The organism is Paenibacillus sp. PastM-3, from assembly GCF_029893965.1.
GTDB lineage: Bacteria > Bacillota > Bacilli > Paenibacillales > Paenibacillaceae > Paenibacillus_AQ.
Genome location: NZ_JARXXP010000005.1, coordinates 86,671 through 112,902, shown reverse-complemented (window position 1 = coordinate 112,902; position 26,232 = coordinate 86,671). Strand labels below are relative to the sequence as shown.

The 26,232-nt window shown below is 50.1% G+C and carries 28 protein-coding genes; all 28 read left to right on the top strand.

Annotated features, from left to right (window positions below; translation table 11 throughout):
- Positions 1 to 11 precede the first annotated feature (11 nt).
- The 28 genes from M2108_RS10825 to proS all read left to right on the top strand — a co-directional run bounded on the left by M2108_RS10825 (position 12) and on the right by proS (position 26,169).
- Entirely contained in the window at positions 12 to 539 is a 528-nt protein-coding gene (locus M2108_RS10825; protein ID WP_277469360.1) for a flagellar biosynthetic protein FliO, read from the top strand.
- Positions 536 to 1,303 carry a flagellar type III secretion system pore protein FliP gene (gene fliP, locus M2108_RS10820; RefSeq protein WP_277469359.1) on the top strand — a complete coding sequence of 256 codons (768 nt, stop codon included), beginning with the start codon at positions 536 to 538 and terminating at the stop codon, positions 1,301 to 1,303. Before M2108_RS10825 ends, fliP begins: the two co-directional genes overlap by 4 nt.
- A 23-nt stretch (positions 1,304 to 1,326) precedes the next feature.
- Positions 1,327 to 1,596: a flagellar biosynthesis protein FliQ gene (gene fliQ / locus M2108_RS10815; protein ID WP_277469358.1), complete on the top strand. Its 270-nt coding sequence runs from the start codon at positions 1,327 to 1,329 to the stop codon at positions 1,594 to 1,596.
- Positions 1,597 to 1,600: 4 nt separating this feature from the next.
- Positions 1,601 to 2,392 (top strand): flagellar biosynthetic protein FliR, encoded by a 792-nt coding sequence (gene fliR / locus M2108_RS10810; RefSeq protein WP_277469357.1) that lies wholly within the window; start codon positions 1,601 to 1,603, stop codon positions 2,390 to 2,392.
- 24 nt (positions 2,393 to 2,416) lie between these two features.
- Positions 2,417 to 3,523 (top strand): flagellar biosynthesis protein FlhB, encoded by a 1,107-nt coding sequence (gene flhB / locus M2108_RS10805; RefSeq protein WP_277469356.1) that lies wholly within the window; start codon positions 2,417 to 2,419, stop codon positions 3,521 to 3,523.
- A 6-nt stretch (positions 3,524 to 3,529) separates the two neighbouring features.
- Entirely contained in the window at positions 3,530 to 5,563 is a 2,034-nt protein-coding gene (gene flhA / locus M2108_RS10800) for a flagellar biosynthesis protein FlhA (protein WP_277469355.1), read from the top strand.
- The gene (gene flhF / locus M2108_RS10795) at positions 5,560 to 6,945 is read left to right on the top strand and encodes a flagellar biosynthesis GTPase FlhF (protein WP_277469354.1); all 1,386 of its coding nucleotides are present in this window, start codon (positions 5,560 to 5,562) and stop codon (positions 6,943 to 6,945) included. Before flhA ends, flhF begins: the two co-directional genes overlap by 4 nt.
- A complete protein-coding gene (locus M2108_RS10790; protein WP_277469509.1) occupies positions 6,942 to 7,823 on the top strand; it encodes a MinD/ParA family protein in 882 nt (293 codons plus the stop codon). Before flhF ends, M2108_RS10790 begins: the two co-directional genes overlap by 4 nt.
- A gap of 35 nt (positions 7,824 to 7,858) precedes the next feature.
- Positions 7,859 to 9,256 carry a protein-glutamate methylesterase/protein-glutamine glutaminase gene (locus M2108_RS10785; protein ID WP_277469353.1) on the top strand — a complete coding sequence of 466 codons (1,398 nt, stop codon included), beginning with the start codon at positions 7,859 to 7,861 and terminating at the stop codon, positions 9,254 to 9,256.
- A 33-nt stretch (positions 9,257 to 9,289) separates the two neighbouring features.
- Complete coding sequence (locus M2108_RS10780; RefSeq protein WP_277469352.1) at positions 9,290 to 11,353, top strand: chemotaxis protein CheA; 2,064 nt, start codon at positions 9,290 to 9,292, stop codon at positions 11,351 to 11,353.
- 27 nt (positions 11,354 to 11,380) lie between these two features.
- Positions 11,381 to 11,842, top strand: coding sequence for a chemotaxis protein CheW (locus M2108_RS10775; protein WP_277469351.1), 462 nt, complete (start codon positions 11,381 to 11,383; stop codon positions 11,840 to 11,842).
- A 3-nt stretch (positions 11,843 to 11,845) separates the two neighbouring features.
- On the top strand, positions 11,846 to 12,472 hold the full coding sequence (locus M2108_RS10770; protein WP_277469350.1) for a chemotaxis protein CheC: 627 nt from the start codon (positions 11,846 to 11,848) through the stop codon (positions 12,470 to 12,472).
- On the top strand, positions 12,465 to 12,962 hold the full coding sequence (locus tag M2108_RS10765) for a chemotaxis protein CheD (RefSeq protein WP_277469349.1): 498 nt from the start codon (positions 12,465 to 12,467) through the stop codon (positions 12,960 to 12,962). Before M2108_RS10770 ends, M2108_RS10765 begins: the two co-directional genes overlap by 8 nt.
- Before the next feature lie 2 nt (positions 12,963 to 12,964).
- A complete protein-coding gene (locus M2108_RS10760; protein WP_346780553.1) occupies positions 12,965 to 13,375 on the top strand; it encodes a hypothetical protein in 411 nt (136 codons plus the stop codon).
- A 75-nt stretch (positions 13,376 to 13,450) separates the two neighbouring features.
- On the top strand, positions 13,451 to 14,239 hold the full coding sequence (locus M2108_RS10755; RefSeq protein WP_277469348.1) for a FliA/WhiG family RNA polymerase sigma factor: 789 nt from the start codon (positions 13,451 to 13,453) through the stop codon (positions 14,237 to 14,239).
- Positions 14,240 to 14,269: 30 nt separating this feature from the next.
- Positions 14,270 to 15,673 (top strand): DUF342 domain-containing protein, encoded by a 1,404-nt coding sequence (locus M2108_RS10750; RefSeq protein WP_277469347.1) that lies wholly within the window; start codon positions 14,270 to 14,272, stop codon positions 15,671 to 15,673.
- Positions 15,674 to 15,749: 76 nt separating this feature from the next.
- Complete coding sequence (locus M2108_RS10745; protein ID WP_277469346.1) at positions 15,750 to 16,061, top strand: hypothetical protein; 312 nt, start codon at positions 15,750 to 15,752, stop codon at positions 16,059 to 16,061.
- Between the two features lie 35 nt (positions 16,062 to 16,096).
- Complete coding sequence (locus M2108_RS10740) at positions 16,097 to 16,660, top strand: hypothetical protein (protein WP_277469345.1); 564 nt, start codon at positions 16,097 to 16,099, stop codon at positions 16,658 to 16,660.
- Positions 16,657 to 17,274 carry a hypothetical protein gene (locus tag M2108_RS10735; RefSeq protein WP_277469344.1) on the top strand — a complete coding sequence of 206 codons (618 nt, stop codon included), beginning with the start codon at positions 16,657 to 16,659 and terminating at the stop codon, positions 17,272 to 17,274. The genes M2108_RS10740 and M2108_RS10735 overlap by 4 nt, the downstream gene beginning before the upstream one ends.
- 199 nt (positions 17,275 to 17,473) lie before the next feature.
- On the top strand, positions 17,474 to 18,175 hold the full coding sequence (rpsB, locus tag M2108_RS10730) for a 30S ribosomal protein S2 (protein ID WP_039874217.1): 702 nt from the start codon (positions 17,474 to 17,476) through the stop codon (positions 18,173 to 18,175).
- 130 nt (positions 18,176 to 18,305) lie between these two features.
- Positions 18,306 to 18,956: a translation elongation factor Ts gene (gene tsf, locus M2108_RS10725; RefSeq protein ID WP_068723975.1), complete on the top strand. Its 651-nt coding sequence runs from the start codon at positions 18,306 to 18,308 to the stop codon at positions 18,954 to 18,956.
- A gap of 103 nt (positions 18,957 to 19,059) precedes the next feature.
- Positions 19,060 to 19,788 (top strand): UMP kinase, encoded by a 729-nt coding sequence (pyrH, locus tag M2108_RS10720; RefSeq protein ID WP_277469343.1) that lies wholly within the window; start codon positions 19,060 to 19,062, stop codon positions 19,786 to 19,788.
- A complete protein-coding gene (gene frr, locus M2108_RS10715; protein ID WP_039874210.1) occupies positions 19,788 to 20,342 on the top strand; it encodes a ribosome recycling factor in 555 nt (184 codons plus the stop codon). Before pyrH ends, frr begins: the two co-directional genes overlap by 1 nt.
- 79 nt (positions 20,343 to 20,421) lie before the next feature.
- A complete protein-coding gene (locus tag M2108_RS10710; RefSeq protein WP_277469342.1) occupies positions 20,422 to 21,195 on the top strand; it encodes an isoprenyl transferase in 774 nt (257 codons plus the stop codon).
- A 23-nt stretch (positions 21,196 to 21,218) separates the two neighbouring features.
- The gene (locus tag M2108_RS10705) at positions 21,219 to 22,019 is read left to right on the top strand and encodes a phosphatidate cytidylyltransferase (protein ID WP_277469341.1); all 801 of its coding nucleotides are present in this window, start codon (positions 21,219 to 21,221) and stop codon (positions 22,017 to 22,019) included.
- Between the two features lie 25 nt (positions 22,020 to 22,044).
- Positions 22,045 to 23,184, top strand: coding sequence for a 1-deoxy-D-xylulose-5-phosphate reductoisomerase (locus tag M2108_RS10700; RefSeq protein ID WP_277469340.1), 1,140 nt, complete (start codon positions 22,045 to 22,047; stop codon positions 23,182 to 23,184).
- A 156-nt stretch (positions 23,185 to 23,340) separates the two neighbouring features.
- Complete coding sequence (gene rseP / locus M2108_RS10695) at positions 23,341 to 24,615, top strand: RIP metalloprotease RseP (RefSeq protein ID WP_277469339.1); 1,275 nt, start codon at positions 23,341 to 23,343, stop codon at positions 24,613 to 24,615.
- A gap of 105 nt (positions 24,616 to 24,720) precedes the next feature.
- Positions 24,721 to 26,169 (top strand): proline--tRNA ligase, encoded by a 1,449-nt coding sequence (gene proS / locus M2108_RS10690; protein WP_277469338.1) that lies wholly within the window; start codon positions 24,721 to 24,723, stop codon positions 26,167 to 26,169.
- The last annotated feature ends 63 nt before the right edge of the window (positions 26,170 to 26,232 follow it).

The window sequence follows — 26,232 nt, the reverse complement described above, 5'->3', positions numbered from 1 at the left end:
AAGCATAAGGCATGTTAGCTACTTCCGAAACGTTCGGAGACAGCAATCCCCTGCTGAGTTTACTGAAAGTTATATTTGTTCTTGTCATTATTGTGGTTCTTATAGTGCTGCTGATCCGCTTTCTCGGTCGCCGCAATCAGACTTTTATGAGTGGACAGTCCATCCGGACGCTTGGCGCGGTCGGTATGGGTCCCAACAAGTCGGTGCAGATTCTGGAAATCGGCGGCAGCCTCTACCTGATCGGGGTTGGTGAGAATATATCCATTTTGGACAAAATCACTGATCCCGCTGAGGTAGCGATTATCATCTCCAGATTTGAGGATCAGGCGGCAGGGCAGAGTAATTTGCTGGAGCCGCTTTTATCCAAGATCAAAACAAGGGTGCGCGGAGAGGTGCCTTCTCAGGAAATCGAACTTAATGAAACATCCTCTTTTTATGAGACCTTGCAATCCAAGCTTGCGCAGTCGCCTGAGCGTAAAGAGAAAATGGAAGAGCTTCTCCGGGATGACAGTCTTAAGGATGAGTCGAGGGATTTATGAACAAAAAGCTGATTCTTTCATTTCTTTTGCTCGGTATGTTCAGTATGTTGCTTATGCATCCGATTCACGCAGATCCTATTCCGAATATTAATATTCAGGTCGGAGACAGTGACGGCACAGCCGGCGGGGGAACCAGCTCCATCTCAATTCTGCTCCTTGTGACAGTTTTGAGTGTGGCCCCGGCTTTTTTAGTCCTTATGACTAGCTTTACGCGGATCGTTATCGTGCTCGGTTTTGTCAGAACCTCCCTCGGCACGCAGCAAATGCCTCCTAACCAGGTTCTGGTGGGACTTGCCTTGTTTCTGACGCTATTTATTATGTCACCCACGCTTTCACAGGTGAATGAACAGGCGCTGCAGCCGTACATGAAGGGGACGCTTACCCAGTCCGAGGCGCTCGCTAAAGCAGCCGACCCGATGAAGGAATTTATGTTCAAGCAGACCAACACCAAAGACCTGCTGCTGTTTATGAATTATACCGGCGGCAATGCTACGGTCAAGCCTGCCACCTACAGCGATATTCCGCTTACGGTAATGGTGCCTGCTTTTGCCATCGGTGAGATGAAAAAGGCCTTTATGATGGGTTTTATGATATTTATCCCTTTTCTGGTCATTGATGTTGTTGTGTCCAGTACACTAATGGCCATGGGGATGATGATGCTGCCCCCGGTTATGATTTCATTACCATTTAAAATAATGCTGTTTGTACTGGTGGATGGCTGGTACCTGGTCGTACAATCGCTGCTGCTTAGTTTCAACACCTGACAATTGAGAGGAGGCATACGGGGATGAATGCGGAGTTTATCATCGGTATAGCCGGTCAGGCTGTATATTTGATACTTGAAACAAGTGCTCCAATGCTGATCCTTGGTCTGGCGGTGGGGCTGATCGTCAGTATCTTTCAGGCGACAACGCAGATTCAGGAGCAGACCTTAGCCTTTGTGCCGAAAATTGTCGCCGTGCTGCTCGCTTTGCTGCTGTTTGGACCTTGGATTATTACCAAACTAGTAGATTTTACGGGACAAATTTTGGGCAATCTCTATATGTATATCGGTTAAGCTCATGAACATAGAGACTCTGCTGCAAAGTTTTCCTGTATTTCTGCTGATTTTTTGTCGAATTACCTCCTTTTTTGTTGTTGTTCCGGTCTTTTCCTCGCGGAGTATACCGCTACAATTCAAAATCGGATTGTCTTTTTTTGTGTCCATGATCATATTTAGCTCTGGCGGGACGGGAATAACCGTTCCACAGGATCTAACCTACGTCATTCTTATTATCAGAGAAGTGTTAATAGGGCTCCTGCTCGGATTTATCGGTTATCTGATGTTTATGACGATACAGACAGCGGGATCGTTTATTGATATCCAAATCGGCTTTGCCATCGCTAACGTAATAGATCCGCTCACTGGGACGTCTGCTCCGATTTTTGGTAACTTCAAATATATGATTGCGCTGACCATGTTTGTGATCATGAATGGTCACCATCATTTGCTTAATGCCATTGTCTACAGCTATGATTGGGTGCCAATTGACAATATCCTGTTTTTCAAAATGCTGGACGGGAGTCTTTCTGATTTCCTGGTTCGCAGTTTCGCCCAATCTTTTATGTTAGCTTTTCAAATGTCAGCTCCGTTGGTAACGGCTTTGTTTCTTACAGATGTTGGATTGGCATTCCTGGCAAGAACAGCCCCGCAATATAATGTGTTTGTAATTGGAGTTCCGCTCAAAATCATTATAGGCCTTGCATTATTTCTTATCCTTATGCCGGGCCTTGCTTATTTGTTTCAGAATCTTTACGACATCATGTTTGAGTCTATGCAGAATTTGCTCGTCCTCTTGAGGAAGAGTCCTTAGGTAACTGTGAGGAGAGAATGTGATATGCATGAGGTAAGAAGATATAAACTGGATCTCCAGCTCTTTGGAGGAGACAAGACCGAGAAGCCTACAGGGAAAAAGCGTTCAGATGCCCGCAAAAAAGGTCAGGTTCCCAAAAGTGCTGAGCTGTCCGGTGCTATAGTCCTGCTTTCTGCATTGATCAGTATGATTTCGTTTGGAAGCTATATGAAGGAACGTCTAATAACACTTTATACAGATGTTTTAAAGAACCGTATGCTGATGGAAGTCACTTCGGACAATGTTATCAAAATGTTTAATGAGTACGGGGTACAGATTCTGATTTTATTGGCTCCACTTCTGATTGTTATCCTTGTAGCAGCTTTAGTTGTTAACTATGCTGAAGTAGGCTTCCTTTATACCACAACCGGAATCACTCCCAAATTCAGCAAATTAAATCCGATTAGCGGGCTTAAGAATATTTTTTCCATGAGATCATTTGTGGAATTTCTCAAATCTGTGTTTAAATTGCTGATTGTTGGATACCTCGTATACAGCGCTCTTTGGGGTGAGAGGGACAGTATTGCTTCACTTACTCATGTTGATGCAGAAGGAGCCTACCGATATGCGGCAAAGATGACGATGAATCTGGGGCTCAAGATCGGGTCTGTTCTATTGGTTCTGGCTATATTCGATTACATCTATCAGAGATTCCAGCATGAAAAGAGTCTAAAGATGTCTAAGCAGGAAATCAAGGATGAGTACAAAAATCAGGAGGGTGATCCCCAGATTAAGGGGAAAATCAAAGCGGCCCAACGTAAAATGGCTATGATGCGCATGATGCAGGAGGTTCCCAATGCAGATGTAATCATTACGAACCCTACTCATTTTGCTGTAGCATTAAAATATGACGGATCCACTATGGAGGCTCCGCAGATTGTTGCCAAAGGCCAGGATTATGTTGCGCTCCGGATCAGGGAGCTTGCTAAGGAACATGGTGTTACAACGATGGAGAACAAGCCGCTCGCACGGGCTTTATTCCAAAGGGCAGAGATCGGGGATGTAGTTCCCCAGGATCTGTTTCAGGCGGTTGCCGAAGTGCTGGCCTATGTATATAAGCTAAAAGGTAGAGGAAATAACCGGGGGAGGTAACGGACATTGAAAGCTAGAGATATATCAGTTTTAATGGGCATTATAGGCATTGTGCTTATGATGATTCTGCCTATCCCGGCTTGGCTTCTGGATTTACTGCTCATTATAAATATTTCATTGGCTCTCATGATCATTCTGGTTGCTATGAACAATAAGGAAGCGTTGCAATTCTCAATCTTCCCTTCTTTATTGTTGATAACAACGCTATTTCGTCTGGCACTGAATATTTCTACAACCAAGCTGATTCTCAAAGATGGTCATGCAGGTGAGGTTGTTGCAACCTTCGGCAGCTGGATCGCCGGCGGACAAATCGCCATCGGATTTATCGTGTTTCTTATTTTGGTTGTAGTACAATTTATAGTTATTACTAAAGGTTCCGAACGCGTTGCCGAGGTAGGCGCCCGCTTTACTCTGGATGCAATGCCCGGAAAACAGATGAGTATTGATGCCGATTTGAATGCCGGGATGATTAACGAGCAGGAGGCCAAAGAACGCCGCCTCAAAATAGAGCGCGAAGCAGATTTTTTCGGATCGATGGATGGTGCGAGTAAATTTGTTAAAGGCGATGCAATTGCCAGTATTATCATCCTGTTAATCAACTTAATCGGCGGCTTTATTATCGGAATGGTTGTTCATGGCATGGATTTTTCCGAATCCTTATCAACATATTCAGTATTGACCATTGGCGATGGTCTTGTCAGCCAGATCCCCGCTTTGCTGATTTCTACTGCTTCGGGTCTGATCGTTACAAGAGCCGCATCGGACGGAAATTTGGCCGAAGACCTCACAGGTCAGCTAATGTCGTATCCAAATCTTCTCTATATCGTGGCAGTAACGATCGCTTTCCTTGGTTTCTTTACCCCTATCACTGTAATGTCTACATTGCCGCTCGCAGGACTTCTGGCTTATGCGGCCTATAGTATGGGGAAAAAGGCCAGTAAAAAGCAGATAGCTGATGAACAGCTGGTTGAAGAGAAACAGATTGAAGAAGTACGCAGTCCGGAAAGTGTGATCAATCTGCTGACAGTTGACCCTATAGAATTTGAGTTTGGCTATGGGCTAATTCCGCTGGCTGATACTTCACAGGGCGGGGATCTGCTTGACCGGATTATTATGATCAGGCGGCAGTGTGCCCTGGAAATGGGGCTTATTGTTCCAGTTGTACGGATCCGCGACAATATTCAACTAAAACCGAATGAATATGTCATAAAAATTAAAGGAAATACTGTCGGCGGCGGTGAATTATTACTTAATCACTATCTTGCCATGAGTCCCGGGTATGATGATGAGTCGATTAACGGTATAGAAACTGTCGAGCCTTCATTTGGTCTTCCGGCATTGTGGATTGATGAAACAGTCAAGGATCGGGCTGAGCTGTCCGGATATACCGTCGTAGATCCGCCTTCAGTTGTGGCTACACATCTGACAGAGCTGATCAAACGCCACGGGCATGAACTGCTTGGACGTCAGGAGACGAAGCAGCTGGTGGACAATCTGCGGGAAAATTATCCTGTACTGGTTGATGAACTCATTCCTTCGGTGCTTGCAATTGGTGACATTCAGAAGGTGCTGGGCAAGCTGCTCCGCGAAAAAATCTCTATCCGGGATTTGGTCACGATATTCGAGACACTGGCTGACTACGGTACTTATACCAAAGACCCGGATATTCTCACGGAATATGTGCGCCAGTCGCTTTCAAGACAGATTACCCAACAGTTCTCCCAGGCGGGAGAAACCCTGCGGGTCATTACAGTCGGACCCAACCTGGAAAAGAAAATTTCAGAAAGCGTCCAGCAGACCGAGCAGGGCAGTTATCTGGCTCTTGATCCGGTGTCCACACAAACGGTCTATCAAAGACTTACTGAACAGATTAACCGTCTTCTTCAATCCGGCCAGCAGCCAATTGTGCTAACATCCCCGACCATCCGGATGTATCTGCGCCAGGTGATTGAGCGGACGATGCAGGACATTCCAGTGTTATCCTACAGCGAACTGGAGCCTAATATTGAAATTCAAAGCGTTGGGGTGGTGAACTTATGAGAGTAAAGCGTTATGTGGTCGACACGATGCCTGACGCGATGCATTCCATCCGCAGCGAACTGGGAAGCGATGCTGTAATCCTCAGTACCAAAGAGATTAAAATTGGCGGGTTTTTGGGAATGTTCCAGAAAAAGAAAATAGAAGTAGTAGCCGCGGTTGAAGAGGCTCGCAAGCCAGCTGCCACCGCAAGCAGTGCCCCGGCAGCACCTCCAAGCATTCCGCGAAGCGCTGTGCCCCAGGCTTACCAGAAGGCAGCCAGCGCCTCACAGGCGCCTGTCAAGGAAAGACCTGCTGCCAATTCCTACGCCGAAGTTGCGGCTGCACTGTCCGAGGCCCAGGAGGCGAGAGGAGCGGTGGCCGTGATGCCCCCGGTTGAAGAGGAGCAGAATGTAATTAAGCCTGCCGAAGCTATGCCTCAAGCACCGTCCAAAGAATCAAAAGGTTCATTGTCTTCACTCTATGAAAGTCTTGACGCAAGGCTTGATCCTGCTGTGTCATCAGCCCTGGAAAGCGATGTGCTCCGCGAGATCAGGGACATGAAACAATGGATGGAACGGATTGCCCGTTATTCATCAAGAGGGGTCGAACTGCCTCAGATGCTTGACGAGCTGAAGCGCCAGCTGATTGATCAGGATACCGATGCGGTGCTCATAGAGGAGTGGATCGGCAATATTTATGACCGTTGGAATGAAGACGGGCGGACCTGGACCGCTGACCAGTTTGGGAAAAATCTGCGCGAGCAGATAAATGAGTTCCTGGCCGGAAGAATTGCCGGCGGGATTGCTCCGGATACCAGGATTGTCTATATTGCCGGACCGACCGGCGTAGGCAAAACCACCTCGATTGCCAAGCTGGCAGCCGAGCAGCTGTTCAAGCATGGCCGTAAAGTAGGACTTATTACCTCCGACACTTACCGGATATCTGCAGTGGAGCAGCTGCGTACATACGCTGCCATTCTGAATATTCCGCTGGAGGTTGTGCAGTCGCCAGGAGATCTCCAAAGAGCGATGTTCCGTCTTGAGAGCTGTGATCTGGTATTGATGGATACGGCTGGACGCAATTACCGCAATGAAATGTTTGTAGCCGAGCTCCAGAGCCTGCTTGCCAAGGAATTAAAGAGTGAAACCTTCCTGGTGCTGAGTATGACTTCCAAAAGCCGGGATATGAAACTGATTGCAGAGCATTTCGGCCGCTACCAGCTGGATAAGGTCATTTTCACCAAGCTGGATGAGACAGGAAGCTACGGGCCGCTGTTTAATGTATTAAATGACTTTCCGCTTAAATTGTCATACTTGGCCAACGGTCAAAATGTTCCGGATGATCTGCTGATGGCTTCCAAAGAACAGCTCAGTGAAATGCTGCTGGGAACAGGGGGCTCCTGATGGATCAGGCACAATCTTTGCGGCAGCTGGTATCCAGCCGGGATTCCAAGCCCGAGCCCGGAGACGGTCCTTCAGCCCGGATCATTACCGTATGCAGTGGAAAGGGCGGGGTCGGTAAATCAAATTTTACGCTGAATTTCGCTTTGGCGCTTAAAGCGATGGGCAGACGGGTGCTTTTGTTCGATGCGGATATCGGGATGGCCAACATCGATGTGCTCATGGGAGTTACAGCTAAATATAATCTGTACCACCTGTTAAAAAGAGAAGCGGATATCGCTCAGATTATCCAGAACGGGCCCGGTGATCTGCCGTTTATTGCAGGCGGATCAGGCATGGATGAGCTGTTCTCCCTTTCCGAGTCTGACCTCAATTATTTTACATCACAGATCGCCCGGATTGCCGACACCATGGACTTCATCCTGTTTGATACTGGCGCCGGGCTTTCCAAGGAAACGCTGAAATTTATAACCTCCGCCGATGATTGTCTGGTGGTTACAACACCGGAGCCAACCGCAATTACGGATGCTTATGCACTGATGAAAGTTGTACACAATTCTCATCCTGACGTTTCCTTCAAGCTGATTGTGAACCAGGCAGGGGATGAAAAGGAAGCCAGAGGCACCGGCGACAAAATACGTATGGCGGCAAGCCGCTTTCTGCAGCTGGATATCCCTTTTCTCGGTTTTATCAGCAGTGATGTGCATGTGGTTCAGGCAGTCAAGAAACAAGTTCCATTCTCAGTGGCTTTTCCGAACAGTGCAGCAGCCAAAGACGTACAACGGCTTGCCCTCAATTACCTGTCCGCCGAACCGGTGGAAGCAGTCAAGGTACAGGGCATCAGGGGATTTATCAACAAGTGGTTGAAGCGAAAACAGTAATTGTTCAGAATTAGATGAACAGAGGTGGAAGTGCAATGAGGCCTTATAAAGTTTTGGTTGTGGATGATTCCGCATTTATGCGTAAGATCATCTCCGATTTAATCGAAAATGATCCTGACTTCAGGGTCACTGGTACAGCAGCGAACGGCCGTGAAGCGGTAGACAAGGTGAACGAGCTCCAGCCTGATCTGGTAACTATGGATGTGGAAATGCCGGAGATGAACGGCCTTGAAGCGCTGAAGGTCATTATGGCCAATCATCCTCTGCCGGTCATAATGCTGTCAGGGATTAACGAAGAGGGAATGCGGGAAACGATCATGGCACTCGAATCCGGGGCCTTCGATTTTATCCGCAAACCGTCAATTAAAAATTCCCAGGATATTATGGGAGTTGGCTTATCACTCATAGAGCAGATGAAAGGGGCTATGCTGGCCCGTGAGCAGCGTGAGGCGAGAAATGCTTCCCTGAGGGCACCTGACATGATCTTGCCGGATCCGGCCCGGCCGGTGAATACCGGCAAGCCTGTTGTACCGGTGGTCCCGGTGCGCAAGCCCGGGCTTCCTAAGAAAACAGCGGAAGCCCCCATTAAGCCTGGAGTGGACAAGCCTAAGCAGCCTGTCCAGGATGCCGGCACGAAGCTGCCGGATACAAGTAAATCCCGGATAAGCACCACGCGGAATCTGTCCAAGACTCCGGCAGCTCCTCCTAAATCTGCTGCATCCGAGCTGCTGAAGAACCGGAAGCAGCCTGATACGGTACAGCCTTTGCCGGAGATCAAGGCAGTACCCGAACTGCCTTCCGTTCCGCGTCCTGAGCCGCCTGCTTCCGGGGGGGAACGCAAGCCCGGAACGAAGGGATTGCGCAAGCTGGTTGCGGTTGGCTGCTCAACTGGCGGTCCGCGGGCACTCAAAACGTTCCTTGAGAATATCCCGGCTGATTTTCCGGCGCCGATTGTGATTGTGCAGCACATGCCGCCCAACTTCACTAAATCACTGGCCCAGCGTCTGAATACGTTTAGTCCGCTGGAAGTGGTGGAAGCCGAACATGGTATGATTTTGCGCCAGGGAGCAGCATACATTGCTCCGGGAGGCTATCATCTCAAGGTTGTTCCTGCAGCCGGCGGGCAATATACGATTGAGCTTACCACGGAGGAAGCCCGTAACGGACACCGGCCTTCTGTGGATACCTTGTACGAATCCCTGCTTCCGCTTACAGACCTGGAGCGGCATGCGGTCATAATGACCGGGATGGGCAGCGATGGTGCGAGAATGATGAAGGCCCTTCACGACTCAGGTGTAACCTCGACGTTTGCCGAGAATGAAGAAACCTGCGTCGTTTATGGAATGCCGCGTTCTGCGGTGGAATTACAATGCGTGAAATATGTGCTGCCGCTGCAGGAAATTGCACCGCGGCTGGTACAGGCAGTTAAATAAGGAAAAGCGAACTCGAAGGGGAGGTGCTCGTTAGTGGACATGAATCAATATTTATCCATGTTTATTGATGAGTCAAATGATCATCTGCAGTCATTGAATGAGAGCATGATGGGGCTGGAAGCAAATCCTGAAGATATTAGTATTGTACAGGTGATTTTCCGCTCTGCGCACACCCTAAAGGGTATGGCGGCCACAATGGGGTTTGAGGATTTGGCTTCCCTTACCCACCAGATGGAAAATGTGCTTGACCTGGTGCGCAACAATAAACTGCGGATGCAGGATTTTATTTTTGACACTTTGTTCAAAAGCCTGGATGCCCTTGAATCCATGGTGCAGGATATTACGGCAGGCGGGGAAGGCAAGGCCGATGTAACAGCGATTGTCTCTGCCCTGCAGGCTATCGTCCGCGGTGAAATTCCGGCAGCTGGCGGTGCTGCTTCCGCTCTGGCGGCACAAAGCTCGGCCGAAGTCCAGATCACACTTGATGAATTCCAGTATTCGGTTCTGGATCAGTCACTGCAGGAAGGGCATCAGGTACTGTATATTGACGTGGCAATCCGTAAGGACTGTCAGCTCAAAGCAGTACGGGCATATATGGTTTTTGATCTCCTGGAGCGTTCAGGAGAAGTGGTCAAATCCTTCCCTTCGGTTCAGGATATAGAGCAGGAGAAATTCGATCACAGCTTCTCTCTCTATTACATAACCCAAAAGGGTGCCGACGAGATGAAGTCGATGATTATGAATGTATCTGAAATCGACACGGTAACAGCGGTAGCCCTTGATCAGGAATCGCTTGCCCAGATGGCTCTGGAGGCTGCGGCAACGGCCGAGGCCCCTGCCCCTGTGCAAGAAGCTCAGGCTGCGCCTGCCGCTTCCATTCCGGCAGCACCTGCAGGCAGGGAAGAGAATGCCGCCAAAGCAGCACCTTCCCGTACAGGCGGGGCACCTTCCCGGACGATCCGCGTCGATATAGAGCGCCTGGATGTGCTGATGAACCTGTTCAGCGAACTGCTGATAGACCGGGTGCGCCTGGAGCAGCTTGCTTCAGAGGTGCAGAACAGCGATCTTACCGAAACGGTTGAGCATATGGGCCGGGTCAGCGGCGATCTGCAGAACATTGTCATGAAGCTGCGGATGGTTCCGGTAGATACTGTATTTAACCGTTTCCCGCGGATGGTACGGGATCTGGCGAAATCGCTGGACAAAAAAATCGATCTGATTATTACCGGTGCTGAAACCGAGCTTGACCGCACAGTAATCGATGAAATCGGCGATCCGCTGGTGCATCTGCTGCGCAATGCGGTGGACCATGGTGTTGAATCGGTCCAGGACCGGACTGCTTCAGGCAAGCCGGAGACAGGTACAGTTAATCTGCGGGCGTTCCACAGCGGAAATCATGTCTTTATTGAAATCGAGGATGACGGTGCGGGCATCAAGCCGCAGAAAATCTTGCAGTCTGCTATCAAGAAAGGCATTATCACGCAGGAGCAGGCTGCCGGCTATTCCGATGATGAGGCGATTCAGCTGCTGTTTGCACCAGGCTTCAGTACAGCAGAAGTTATCTCCGATGTTTCGGGTCGCGGAGTTGGACTGGATGTTGTAAAATCGAAGATCACTTCTTTAGGCGGCAACGTGGTTGTCTATTCGACGCCAGGCAAAGGAACGAACTTCTCGGTACAGCTTCCGCTGACCCTGTCCATCATTGCAGCGATGCTTGTGAAGATCGGATCAGAGAAATATGCTATTCCGCTTTCGTCGATTGTCGAGACTGGTATTGTGAAAAAGACCCAGATCCGCACGATTCACGGAACCCGGATGATTGAGTTCCGCAACAGCCATATTCCGCTGCTCTCGCTAAGCAAGTTCTATGCCATACCGGATTTTGATGAAAGCACGGAAGAGGAGACCGAAATTGTGGTTATCCGCAAGGGCGAACGCTTGGCTGCTCTGGCTGTTCAGGACTTTATCGGACAAAATGAAATTGTTATCAAGAATCTCGGCAAATATCTGCCGGAGGTTCAAGGCATCTCGGGCGCGACCATACTCGGTGACGGACAAGTTGCCCTTATTATTGATCCGAACGCATTTATAAAATAATCAGGATAGAACAGGGAGGTTCATTCCATGGCTGAAGATATTAAAGTAATTGTGTTTAAGCTTGGATCTGAAGAATACGGCATTGAAGTGGATAAGGTCCAGACGATCGAACGTATGATGCCGATTACCCGGGTGCCCAAAACGTATGCCTTCATTAAAGGGGTAATCAATCTGCGCGGTGTGGTTATTCCGGTAATCGACCTGCGCGGCCGTTTTGGAATTCAGGAGGCGGAGCACACGGATCAGACCCGTGTAATCATCGTCAATGTTAATGAGATGGAAGTCGGATTTATCGTAGATTCCGCTAATGATGTCATTGATTTGAATCGTGAATCCATCGACACTCCTCCTGAGGTTGTGGGCGGGATCAAGGCGAAATATCTGGACGGGGTGGCCAAAATCGGAGAAGACCGCCTCCTGATTATGCTTAACTTGGCTGAGGTGCTGAATAAGAATGAAATCGTGCAACTGGAAAGCCTAGAGGGATAGTCAATGGAGCTGTTTAAGAACTTCAAGGATTTCAAGATGGATGTATTAAAAGAAGTCGGTAATATTGGAGCCGGCAACGCAGCCACCGCGTTATCCCAGCTCCTGAATAAGCCGATTGATATGGCAGTACCCAAGGTTCAGCTATTGAACTTTGAGGAAATTACCGATAAGGTGGGCGGAGCGGAAGAGCTGGTCTATGCGGTGTTCCTGCGTGTTGAAGGGGAAGCGCCGGGCAATCTCTTTTTCATTCTAGCTCCGGATGCGGCGATCAGTCTCCTCAACCGGATCGCAGGAATTGAAATTCTTCCGGATCAGGAGCTTGGGGAGATGGAATTCTCCGCACTGAGCGAGATCGGCAACATTCTGGCAGGCTCTTATCTCTCTTCGCTTGCAGATTTCACTTCACTGTCGATGTATCCGACTGTCCCTGCGCTGGCTATGGATATGGCGGGGGCCATTCTTGGCTACGGGCTGCTGCAGTTCGGCCAGATGGGTGATGACGCGCTACTCATTGATACAACCTTCCTGGAAGGGCAAAATGAAATCGAAGGCCAATTTTTCCTTATCCCGGATCCCGAATCATTCCCGAAAATTTTCAAAGCATTAGGAGTACCGTTTGATAATGATTGAGGAACAAAGCATTATTAAAGTAGGAATGGCAGATCTTAATGTAGGCAGCCAGGACAGTCTGATCCGCACGACGGGTCTTGGCTCCTGTGTGGGTCTTACATTGTTCGATCCCGGCAAAAGACTGGCAGGGATGGCGCACGTAATGCTTCCTTCGTCAGAGATTGCCCGGGAGGGGCAGCTTAACATAGCCAAGTTTGCAGATACTGCCGTTCCTGAGCTGCTGTCCCGCCTGCTGGCACTGGGGGCGGTACGTAACCGGATCGTAGCCAAGATGGCCGGAGGCTCACAGATGTTTGCATTTGCCGGGGGGAATGACACCATGAGGATCGGGCCTCGTAACGTGGAATCCTGCAAGCTGGCCCTGGAGGCGCTCCATATTCCTCTTATCGCTGAGGATACGGGCGGGAATTTCGGCCGTACGATTGAAATTGCCTGCAGCACCGGGGTGCTTCATATCCGAAGTGTCCAAAAAGGCACCAAGGAAATATAGCGATGGGAAAAATTCTAATTAGCCTTTTGTCCGGACTGGTTGGTTTTGTATTTACCTTTCTAACAAATTACGGCCACAATTTGCTTGGGACGAGTCTGATTCGCGGGATTTACGGATTTATTCTGTGGTTTGTGCTTGCTTTCTTCCTGAGATGGGTATTGGGTTTTATTGTTAAACAATCTGCATCGGGTGATTACAGCGGCGAGCAGGCCGGCGGTAATGAAGCACTGGGTGCCAAGTTCGATCTGAGTACGCCTGATGAAGATGAGGAATTAATAAATCTGCTGAAACAGAAGCGTCCAGAGGAAAGCGGAAGCAGTGAAGGTTTTAGCCCGCTGCAGCCGCCCAAACTGGTCTCCATGAAGGATCCTGAAGAATTGGCCAAGGCCGTTCGTCACCTGAAAGAAGAATAAGCGAGCGCCTGCGGCGAAACGGTTTTCATGCCCGCAGGGTGTCCGCTGACTAAACTTTGGGAAGGGTGAAAGCCATTGAACGAGCAAAAAGCTTCGCAATCAGTAACAGACGGGCTGTGGGAGCAATGGAAAGAGCACGCTGATCCTGAAGCCAAAAAAAAGCTGATTGAGAATTACCTCCATATTGTAGATTATGTATCCAGCCGTCTGGCTGTCGGACTGCCCAAAAATGTATCCAAAGATGATTTGGCCAGCAATGGTGTAATGGGGCTTATAGATGCTATCGAGAAGTTCGATTACAAACGCGGTTTGCAGTTCCAGACGTATGCATCCTGGCGTGTACGCGGAGCCATTCTTGACTCACTGCGTCAAAGTGACTGGGTTCCAAGATCCGTTCGTGAAAAAGCAAAAAAAATCGAGGATGCTTATCAGCAGCTGGAGCAGAAATACTTAAGATCAGTCAGTGATGAGGAAATGAGCCAGCATCTGAACATTTCCGAGACGGAGTTTCAAAATATGCTGCAGGATGTGGCTGTCATGTCACTCTGCTCTCTGGAAGACCCGATCCGCGAAGAAGAGTCGGAAACACGGATGTCCATACTGGTGGACGATAAAGCCAAAAATCCGGACCGTAAAGTAAATGAATTCTATTTGCGCGAAACACTCACCAAAGGCATCGAAAAACTAACGGTGAAAGAACGGACCGTAGTGTCCCTTTTATATTATGAAGATCTTTCTTTGAGCGAAATTGCCGAGGTGATGTCATTGTCGCCTTCACGGATTTCGCAGCTTCATTCAAAAGCTATTTTGCGTCTGCGGGGGACACTTGAGAAAAACCGCGACCTGCTCATGCAAAATGATTAACCGGACGACGGTGACAAGGGGGAGCAATAATTGATAGGTCATTATGCTTTGAATCAATACGTAAGTATTTCGTTTTCTGAGGATAAAGGGATTGCCTACTTGGAGTTCTCTAAGAAAGACGAGAACTTCTCCTGCTCCGCCGAAGATCTCGAAGGATTCCTTCACAGTCATGAGATTCGTTACGGTATTCAGCACGACAATGTAGGGCGGATCAGCAGCAACCCTGAAGAATATTTTTTCAGCAGAGTGCCAATCGCTATCGGGGAAGAACCGGTTCACGGCATTGACGGGCTGATCGTTATGGCCATTGATCTTGACGAAGACCGCAAGCCGCTGGAAATGGAAGACGGCAAGGTGGATTACAAGGATCTGGTGCGGCTGAACAATGTATTGAAGGGCCAGCTTATTTGTAAATCGATCCCCCCTGTACCCGGCCAGAAGGGCCGGACTGTTACTGGAGAAGAGATTCCTTTTAGACCCGGCAAAGAAGCCCGGTTCAAAGTCGGTAAAAATGTGCTGCTTGACCAGAGTGAAACGGCATTGTATGCGGCTATAGATGGCCTGGTTACACTTACAGATAAGGGAAAGATCAATGTATTTCCGGTATATGAGGTTAACGGCGATGTGGATTACAGCACAGGTAATATTGATTTTGTAGGTACAGTGGTCATCCGAGGTAATGTGCTGACAGGATTTTCCGTCAAATCCGCAGGTGATATCCGGGTTGTCGGCGGAGTTGAAGGTGCGGAGCTGACTGCAGGCGGATCCATAGAAATAACAGGCGGTATTATCGGGTACAACAAGGGTCATGTTAGCGCCGGTAAAAATGTCAAAGTGTCTTTTATTCAGGACGGGAACGTGGTTGCCGCTGAAGATGTCATTGTATCTCAGAGTATTATGCATTCCAATATCCGTGCAGGCAGGGATATATTATGCAATGGCACCAAGGGTCTGATTGTTGGCGGAATTGTACAGGCCGGGGAAAAGGTGGTAGCCCGGACAATCGGGAATACGATGTCAACCGCTACAGCAGTTGAGGTCGGAGTCGTTCCCGAGCTGCGCAACGAGATCAATGAACTCCGACAGGAGCTGCGGCAGCTGCTGGATAATGAAGACAAGACGGATAAAGCGCTCTACCTGCTGAATCAGCTGGCTAACAACGGACAGCTTTCTTCGGACAAAGTGGCACTCCGCGTGAAGCTGAACGCTACCAAGCAGGCTCATATGCGTGATGAGAGACGGATCAAAGAGCGTGTGCTGGAAATTGAAAAAATGCTCGAGGATACCACCAAAGCCAAAGTAGTGGTTGTAAAAACCGTTTATGGCGGTTCCAAAATCGTAATCGGCAGATATACGAGATTTGTGAAGGATCCGACGGAGCGGGTAGTTTTTTACTATAGTGATGGCGATATTACCTTGGCGCCGTATAATTAAACAGGCGGGCAGCTGAGGCAGCCGGCCATTGCTTTATGCTGAAAATGAACATTTTGTTTGTGAAAAGGGGATTGCCATGAGCCTGAAACCGGTTGAATTGCAAATTGCCCTGCCCCGGACAACGGATGCAGGGAAAGTGCAGAATGAGCTGCTTCACCGTCCTGTGCTCGATCAGCAGATGCTGGCCGGACAGAATGTGAAGCAGGCTGCAGAGCAGGCGCAGCGTACGAGCGGTGTTGATGAATCTTCAGAAACGAAGCTGCGGGGCGACGGGGAACGGGAAAACGATCAGGGCAATCGTTCATCGGGTCAGGGCCAGAAGAACAAGGATACCCCGCATGATGCAGAGCATCCGTATAAAGGGCGCAGAATTGATCTCAGTCTCTGAGCTGTTCAAAGATAATCGCAAAGGAGAACAAGCATTTGCAACCATGGGTATACATTGTGCTGGTAGGCGCTGTAGCTATTGTCTATGGCATGATCTTGCCGGCGCGCCGGAAAGAAGTAGGGGCAGAAAAGCAGAGCCTGAAAGATACCGAGGCCGCACTTGGGCTCTATATGGCAGACTTGGAACGCGAAAATGAAGAAATGCTGCAGCTGGTCAGCAGCATCAAGCAACAGTCCCAAAGCACCAAAGCAGCATTGCAGGAAGAGATAGCCGTACTCCGTGAGCAGGTTGCCGGGCTGGAGAAGACCACAATGCTGCTAGATGCTCGTCTGACGGCAGAGGAAAAAGGGCTGCTTCAGTTGACTGCCTTCACTAAAGACAATCCAGCCAGGCAGCCGGCAGACGTTGCTTCCGGAGGTGCGGAGTCTGCTCCAGCACCCAAGCCGAAGCCGGTCAGCTCGATTAAGCTGCGCTATCCGCGGCTGTTTGAGCTGCATGAGCAGGGCAAATCCATCGACTCCATCGCCAAAACGGCCGGCCTGCAGCGTGGAGAAGTCCAGCTTATTCTTCAGCTGGCCAAGCAGGAGGAATCGGTATGATCAAGAACCGTTCGTTCATGCTCGGTCTCGGAACCGGTCTGATCGCAGGCGCGCTGCTTCTGCAGCTGATGCTCTCGGGAGGCGCAGCGCCGCTGACCCGGGAAGAGCTTGTCAGACAGGCTGCGCTGCTAAATCTGACCGTTACGGATCCGGCTGCCGAGCCGCAGGCCACTGTAGAGCCGGACATGACAGAGCCTGCGGCTGAGGGCGAGAACGGCGCCGCAGCGACACCAGGCGCTGCTACACCAGCGCCTACATCAACTCCAGCAGCTACACCTGCCGCTGCGGTTCAGCCGAGTGCGGCTGCCGAGCCCAGCACTCCGGCCGCACCGTCCCAGCCGGCCCCGAGCAGCGGGGCGGCTGAAGCACCTGCGGCTCCGGCCAGCCCGCAGGCTGCAACAGCAGGCATTATTGCCGTTCGGGTTCCTGCCGGGAGCACGCTCACACAAACCGCACAACTGCTCGCTAACGCCGGAGTTATTACCGATCAGGCCGGATTTCTGGAGACAGCGATCAGCCGGAAGATTAATACCAAAATTCAATCCGGCAGCTACAATTTCATTAAAGGTGAGAGTGTAAACTCCATTATTGAAAAGCTGATAACCGTGAAATAACGCAGGAAGTGCCAGTAAATCATAAAACTTTCTGCTAATCGTTGCATCCCGTATTTTAATATGTTATAGTAATTGACGGTGTTAAAACACACGCCGGTTGATTTCGACAAGGGGTGCTTTCTTCTGAAGAAAGTCTTGTAGGAAAATGACGCATGGCGGAGGAGACACACAATAAACCAAATCTAGGAGGTGTGTGAAGATGGCAGTAATCTCCATGAAACAGCTTCTCGAAGCTGGGGTACACTTCGGTCACCAGACTCGTCGCTGGAACCCTAAGATGGATCGTTATATCTTCACTGAAAGAAACGGAATTTACATTATTGACCTGCAAAAAACGGTTAAAAAAGTAGAGGAAGCTTACAACTTTGTTAAAAGTGTAGCTGCCGACAATGGCACAATCCTCTTCGTAGGAACCAAGAAGCAAGCTCAGGATTCCGTTAAGGAAGAAGCTGAGCGTTCCGGTATGTTCTTCATCAACCAGCGTTGGCTGGGTGGTACCCTGACTAACTTCCAGACTATCCAGAAGCGTATTGACCGCCTGAAGAAGCTGGAAGCTTGGGAAGAAGACGGTACCTTCCAGGTTCTGCCTAAGAAAGAAGTTATCCTTCTCCGCAAAGAGAAAGATCGTCTTGAGAAATTCCTGGGCGGTATCAAGAACATGAAGGGCCTGCCAAGCGCGCTGTTCATCATCGATCCTCGTAAAGAGCGTATCGCTGTTGCAGAAGCCCGCAAGCTGGGTATCCCTATCGTAGCTATCGTTGATACAAACTGCGATCCGGATGAAATCGACTATGTAATCCCAGGTAACGATGACGCTATCCGCGCCGTTAAATTGTTGACTGGTAAAATGGCAGACGCTGTTGTAGAAGCTCACCAGGGCGAAGACACAACAACTGCTTAATAGTCAGCCGGGACATAAACAAGAACTTAAATGAAAAGGGTGGTTGGCAGGTGGATAACCTCTCACTGCCCTTTTTTTAGGATAATGGCCTTGAATGGAATAAAACGACAATTACCTGGAGGGAATAACAATGGCAGTAGATGCAAAATCCGTAAAAGAACTTCGTGAAAGAACAGGCGCAGGTATGCTTGATTGCAAAAAGGCGCTTGAAGAAGCAAACGGCGACATCACCAAAGCCGCTGAACTGCTCCGCGAAAAAGGTCTTTCCGCAGCAGCTAACAAAGCTGGACGTATCGCTACTGAAGGTACTGTAGAATCCTACATCCACGCTGGCGGACGTATCGGCGTACTGGTAGAAATCAACTGTGAAACTGACTTCGTCGGCAAAACAGATTCCTTTAAAGAATTCGCGCGCGACATTGCAATGCAGATTGCTGCAGCCAGTCCACAATACGTACGCCGTGAAGAAGTTCCGGCTGAAGCTGTTGAAAAGGAAAAGGAAATCCTCAAAGCTCAGGCGCTGAACGAAGGCAAACCAGAGAAAATCGTTGAAAAAATGGTTGAAGGCCGCATCAGCAAGTTCTACGAAGAATACTGCCTGCTTGAGCAGCCATTCGTTAAAGATCCGGACAAAACAATCGCTCAGCTGCTGAACGAAAAGATCAGCACAATCGGCGAAAACATCTCCATCCGCCGCTTTGTTCGTTACGAGCTGGGTGAAGGTCTTGAGAAGAAAGTCGACAACTTTGTTGACGAAGTAATGGCACAAGTTAAACAATAATTAAGCTGCATTACAGCATCTGAATTGAATAAAGGCAAGCATCAAAAGAACGGAACACGTACACCTAGTGTTCCGTCTTTTGTAAGAAAGTGAGGGTATACAATTGGGACAGCCGGTATTTAAGAGAGTCGTTCTTAAGGTTAGTGGAGAGTCATTGTCAGGACAAAACGGATATGGCATTGATGCGGAGACAATTAATTCCATTGCCGAGCAGGTTAAGGAAGTGGTTGAGCTTGGTGTTCAAGTAGCCATTGTCTGCGGAGGCGGCAACATCTGGCGCGGCATTGCCGGCAGTGCAAGCGGCATCGACCGTGCAACAGCCGATTACATGGGAATGCTCGCTACAGTTATGAACTCGCTTGCCCTGCAGGATGCATTGGAGCAGATCGACGTTCCGACACGGGTGCAGACCTCTATTTCCATGCAGCAGATTGCCGAGCCATACATCCGCCGCCGGGCCATCCGCCATCTGGAGAAGGGCCGTGTGGTTATTTTTGCAGCCGGAACAGGTAACCCATTCTTCTCGACCGATACAACCGCGGCGCTAAGAGCAGCTGAGATTGAAGCAGAAGTTATTCTGATGGCGAAGAACAAAGTAGACGGTGTTTACTCTGCGGATCCGTTCAAAGATCCGACAGCCGAGAAATTTGAGCAGCTTACCTATATGGATGTGCTGAACAAAAACCTTGGCGTTATGGATTCCACCGCTTCCTCTCTGTGCATGGATAATAATATACCGCTCATTGTGTTTGCTATTACAGAGCAAGGCAATATCAAACGTGTCGTTCTTGGTGAAAGAATCGGAACGATTGTTAAAGGGAGTGTAGATTAATGCCACAGACGGTTAAGAAAAATGCCGAAGAACGTATGGAAAAAGCGATTGCTTCCCTGAAGCGTGACCTGGCAACCCTGCGTGCGGGACGCGCATCTACAGCGCTCCTGGACCGGATCCAGGTTGAATATTACGGTGCACCTACACCGGTTAACCAGCTGGCCAACATCAGCACGCCGGATTCCCGGACCTTGCTGATCCAGCCATGGGACAGATCGTCGGTAGCGGATATTGAACGGGCGATTATGAAGTCAGATCTGGGCCTTACGCCTGCAAATGACGGTACAATCATCCGTCTCAGCATTCCGCCCCTTACCGAAGAGCGCCGTACAGAACTGGTGAAATTCACCAAGAAATTTGGCGAAGAAGCAAAGGTGGCGATCCGCAACATCCGCCGCGATGCCAACGATGATATCAAAAAGATGGAGAAAAACGGCATTTCGGAAGATGAGTCACGCGGGCACCAGGAAGATATTCAGAAATCAACGGATAAGTTCATAGCTGAAGTCGATAAGGTGCTCTTGTCCAAAGAAAAAGAGATTATGGAAGTATAATGATAATCAAGAGACCTCAAGGCCCCTCCGCATATGGTGGGGTTTGTCTCTTTCTGATAAGAGCTTGGAGGAAACGGAAATGATCAAACGGATTCAAGCATGGCTCAGCCGTAATGACCGGCAGGAAGAACAGCCCGCTGAGATCTCACCTGACAATATTCCCCGGCATATAGCGATTATTATGGACGGTAACGGACGCTGGGCGAAACGGCGCGGCCTGCCGCGCATTGTCGGTCATCAAAACGGGATGAAGGCCGTAAAACGTGCTACCATCGCTGCTAATGATCTGGGAGTCGAGTTCCTGACGATGTACGCTTTTTCTACAGAGAACTGGAAGCGGCCCAAGGATGAGGTCGATTTTCTGATGAAGCTGCCTGTGGAATTCCTTGCCCTTGAACTGGATGAACTGATTGAAAAAAACGTACAGGTACGTGTGATGGGGGACAGTGAAGCCCTGCCTTCCCATACCCGCAAAGCGATGGAAGAGGCTGTTGAGCGGACAAAGCACAATACCGGACTTGTCTTGAATTTCGCGCTGAATTATGGCGGACGCAAAGAGCTGGAAGACTGTATGCGGGACCTCGGCAAGGAGATCAAGGCCGGCCGGCTGTCTCCCGAGGAGATCACTTCCGAGCTGATTGACAGCAGACTGCTGTCCGGCGGCTTGCCTGATCCTGATCTGCTGATCCGTACAAGCGGAGAGATGCGGCTGAGCAATTTTATGCTCTGGCAAGTTGCGTACAGTGAGTTCTGGTTTACGGATGCCTACTGGCCTGAGTTTGACAAGACGCATTTGACGCAGGCTGTAGCAGAATATCAGCGCCGTACACGCCGTTATGGCGGATTGAAGTAGCCTGTGATGGGAGATGGGAACCTTTGAAGCAACGACTCATTACCGGAATTGTGGCCGGAGCGCTTTTTCTGGGCCTTTGTGCGATTGGGGGCTGGTCCTATCAGCTCCTGCTGACTGCCATGGCGCTTGTCGGGTTATATGAATTTGTCAAAATGACAGGGCTCTCTCCGTTAAGCGGCACTGCCCTGCTTGGTTATGCTTCAATTCTCTGCTTCATGATCCCCTGGGGATTGCTGGATGCTTCCGCCTGGCTGACATGGGAACAGGGAGTATGGCTGTTACTGATGGTTTTCCTGCTGGTTACGGTATTCAGCAAAAATAAACATGACATCAAGCTCACTGCACTTTTGTTTACCGGAATCGTATACATAGGGATGGGCTTTTCCTATATGGGCACCGCCCGCGCTGCCGGCGACGGCCACGGCCTGTTCTGGACGCTGCTGCTGCTGTGCTGTATTTGGGGCAGCGACGCCGGAGCCTATTTTGTCGGCAGAAGCTTCGGCAAGAACAAGCTCTGGCCGGCTATCAGCCCCAACAAAACAGTTGAAGGTGCGCTCGGCGGTGTAGCTATTTCCGTAATCATTTCGGCATTATTCGCATTATTTGCACCTGATCTGCTGACTATCGGACGGGCCCTGCTGATCGGTCTGTCTGCTGCTGTTCTCGGTCAGCTTGGAGATCTGGTACAGTCTGCCTATAAACGGGTGTACGGTATTAAGGATTCAGGCTCGCTGCTGCCTGGTCATGGAGGAATTCTTGACCGCTGCGACAGCTGGATTATCGTATTTCCTTTCGTACATATCGTAATGCTTATGCCTTACTAACAAACGACAGGGAGAAGATTGAACAGTGAAAAGAATAAGTATACTTGGCTCAACCGGTTCCGTCGGCACGCAGACACTGGATGTGGTTGCCATGCATCCCGATCAGTTTATTGTGGACGGTTTGGCTGCCGGCAGCAATACGGAGCTTCTGCTTGAGCAGGTCGGCCGCTTTAATCCGCGCCGTGTATCGGTCTCTTCGAAGCAGCATGCGGAGGAGATTCGCTCCAGCCTGCCTGCCGGTGTTGAACTTTTTTACGGCAATGAGGGTCTGGTGGAAATTGCTGCAGGCGGGGAGGCAGAAACGGTTGTAACAGCTCTGGTTGGCAGTGTGGGCCTTCAGTCTACACTTGCAGCTATTGAAGCCGGCCGCCATATCGGACTGGCTAACAAAGAAACGCTCGTCACAGCCGGCCATCTGGTGACAGAGCTTGCTAACCGCAAGGGAGTGAAGATCCTGCCGGTCGACAGTGAGCACTCTGCTATTTTTCAATGCCTGAACGGGGAAAACCGTGCGGATATTGCCAGTATCACTATCACAGCTTCCGGTGGTTCATTCCGGGATTACACCCGTGATCAGCTCGTAAATGTTACTGTAGAAGATGCACTTCGTCATCCGAACTGGAGCATGGGAGCTAAAATCACCATTGACTCAGCTACGATGGTAAACAAAGGTCTTGAGGTTATTGAAGCGCACTGGCTATTCAACCTGCCTTATGAAAAAATTAATGTACTGCTGCATCCGGAGAGCATCATTCACTCCTATGTGGAGTTTTGTGACAGCAGCATTATTGCACAGCTGGGAAGCCCGGATATGCGCGTCCCGATCCAGTATGCCCTGACTTATCCAAACCGCTGGCCTTCACCGGCCTCCAGGCTGTCGCTGGCTGAAATCGGACGCCTGACCTTCCGGGAGATGGATTATGTCCGGTACCCGCTGCTAAAGCTGGCCATCGAATGCGGCAAAGCTGGAGGAACTGCGACGACTGCCTATAACGCAGCCAATGAGGTTGCAGTTGCCCGCTTCCTGCGCCGTGAAATTCCATTTTTACGTATAGAAGAAATTATTGAAGAAGTGCTGCAGCGGCATGAAAATGCCGGCAATCCGGATCTGCAGCAGATTGAGCAATGTGATGCTGTAACCCGGGAAATTGCCGCTAAGCTATAACCGCGTTGAAACGGTTTAAAGGCTGATGCGGGCGGGGAATTTACGTTACCCTGTAAAAATAGGCTGAGACTGTTGATTCTCTTGTGCCGGGCCTTGGAATAATGATAAATTAAGAGGACATACTTCGGTCTTACACCTAAAGGGGGAATGTTACGGATGGAAATGGTAAGGGTCGTTTTTTTAACGGTGCTTATGTTTTTTGTTCTGGTGACTGTCCATGAATGGGGACATTATTTTTTCGCCAAACGCGCCGGGATTCTTGTACGCGAATTTGCTATCGGTTTCGGCCCGAAACTGTTTTCTTATAGACGCGGTGAAACCCAGTTCACGCTCCGTCTGCTGCCTTTCGGCGGCTACGCGCGCATGGCCGGCGAGGATCCCGAAATTGTAGAGATCGGCCAGGGGCAGATGATTGCTATCAGGCTCGGGCAGGACAACAAGGTTAAGAACATCTACCTCGACTCACTGGACACCCGCAGAAACGTAATCCGCGGGGAGGCACAGTTTACTGACCTGGAGGATGAGCTGAAAATCCGGCTTGATGTAGACGGGGAGGTTACTACCTATGACGTGCATCCGCAGGCCATGATGATCAAAGGCGGCCAGCAGATCCAGATCGCCCCGAAAGACCGCCAATTCGGCAGCAAAACCGTCGGACAGCGCGCTTTGGCCATCGTAGCTGGTCCGGTAATGAACTTTATTCTGGCTTTCGTCCTGTTTGCGCTGCATCTGCAGCTGGCCGGCATCCCAATCGAAAATCCTACCGTGGTCAGAATCGGTGATATCAGTGCGGGAATGCCTGCTGAAGAAGCGGGATTGAAGGTGGGAGATATCGTAGTGTCCGTCAACGGTGAGCAAATCGGCGGAGATTACATGAAGATGATCGAGCTGACCTCGGCATCCAAAGGCAAAGAGATGGATTGGGTCTTGCAGCGCGGCAGTGAGACCTACGAAGTGACGATGATTCCCCGGACTATGGAAGGGGAAGAAGGCGGCAAAGTAGGGATAACCCGGGATGTGGAGACACGCAAGGCCGGATTCGGTGAGACAATCAGCAAATCGGGTACAGCGATGGTAAGCACAACCGAACTGATATTCACCGGATTTAAGCGGCTGATCAACAACTTCAATATGGATGAAGTCTCAGGGCCTGTAGGCACTTTCCAAATGACCGGACAGATTGCAATGCAGGGCATTGATTATCTCACCTACTGGGCGGCGATTCTCAGCCTGTACCTTGGGATCTTTAACCTGCTGCCGATTCCGGCGCTTGACGGAAGCCGTCTGGTGTTCCTCGGCGTTGAAGCGCTTCGCGGCAAGCCGGTCGATCCCAACCGTGAGGGTATGGTCCATTTTGTAGGATTTGCCCTGCTGTTCCTGGTCATGATTGCTGTAACCTATAATGATATTTTGCGCCTGATTACAGGCTGATTTTCGATCTAACCCAAGCTGATTTATGGCGGACCCGCAAATGGCGGCCGGATGGCTCCGCAGCCAAGCTCTATTTTGCCGGGCAATTTAGGAGGATTTCAAGACATGGCTAAAGATAAGCAGTTCGTTACGGAAATAACGCCGCAGAGCGAGGATTTCTCGCGCTGGTATATCGATGTAATCAAAAAAGCGGATCTGATGGATTATTCGCCGGTCCGCGGCTGTATCGTGTTCAAACCGGAGGGCTATGAAATCTGGGAGCATATCCAGGAGGAAATGAACCGCCGCTTGAAGGCTACCGGTCACCGTAACGCCTATTTCCCGGTGTTCATTCCGGAGAGCTTTTTCCAGAAGGAAAAGGATCATATCGAGGGCTTCAATCCCGAGCTGCCTTGGGTAACAGAGGCCGGGGGTGATGTTCTGGAGGAACGTCTGGCTGTCCGTCCGACCTCAGAAACCATGTTCGGGCACATGTATTCCAAATGGATTCAGTCATACCGCGACCTGCCGGTGCTGATCAACCAGTGGGCGAATGTAGTACGCTGGGAAAAACGCACCCTGCCGTTTATCCGGACCACAGAGTTCCTGTGGCAGGAAGGCCATACGGCACATGAGAACGAAACCGAAGCTCGGGAAGAAACGATGCGGATGCTGGAGAACTACCGTGATTTTGTAGAGAGCTTCCTGGCGATTCCGGTTGTTACCGGCCAGAAGACGCCTTCGGAGCGTTTTGCCGGTGCAGTGGATACTTATTCTATTGAAGCGATGATGAAGGATGGACGGGCTGTTCAGGCGGCCACCTCCCATTATCTCGGAACCAAGTTTGCCGAAGCGTTTGAAATTCAGTATTTGAGCCGCGAGAACTCGCTGGAGTATGTACACACTACTTCCTGGGGATCTACAACCCGCCTGATCGGGTCGCTGATCATGGTTCACGGGGATGACCGCGGACTGGCGCTGCCGCCTAAGGTTGCCCCGACTCAGGTCATTATGATTCCAATCGGACCGCCTAAGACCCGTGAAGCGGTAATTGGCCGGACGGACGAGCTGTTCAAGCAGCTGAAGGATGCCGGAGTGCGTGTACGTGTAGACGACCGGGCCGATCTGACCCCGGGCTGGAAGTTCAACGAATACGAAATGCGCGGTGTACCTGTTCGTCTGGAGCTGGGCCCGCGTGATATGGAAAACGGTGTCTGCGTGCTGGTGTCCCGGATTACCGGCGAAAAGAAAGTCATCCAGCAGGATAATCTGGTGGAAGAAGTGCAGGCCATGCTGGAGCAGGTACACAACGAGATGTTTGAGCGTGCGCTGAAATTCCGCGAAGACCACTTCTATTCCGTGGATAGCCTGGAAGAAATGAAGGCCTCGATGGAGGAGAAGCGCGGCTTTGCCCTGGCAGGCTGGTGCGGAACCGAAGAGTGCGAAGATAAAGTCAAAGAAGAAACGGGAGCGGGCAGCCGCAATATTCCGTTTAATCCGGCAGAGCAGAAGACTGCCTGCATCTGTTGCGGCAAGCCGGCCAAGCATACGGTTGTTTTTGCCAAAGCTTATTAAACAACAATCGATTATAATAGACAGTATCTGAATGCAGCTTCTGGCGAGAGGAGTCGGCGGGCC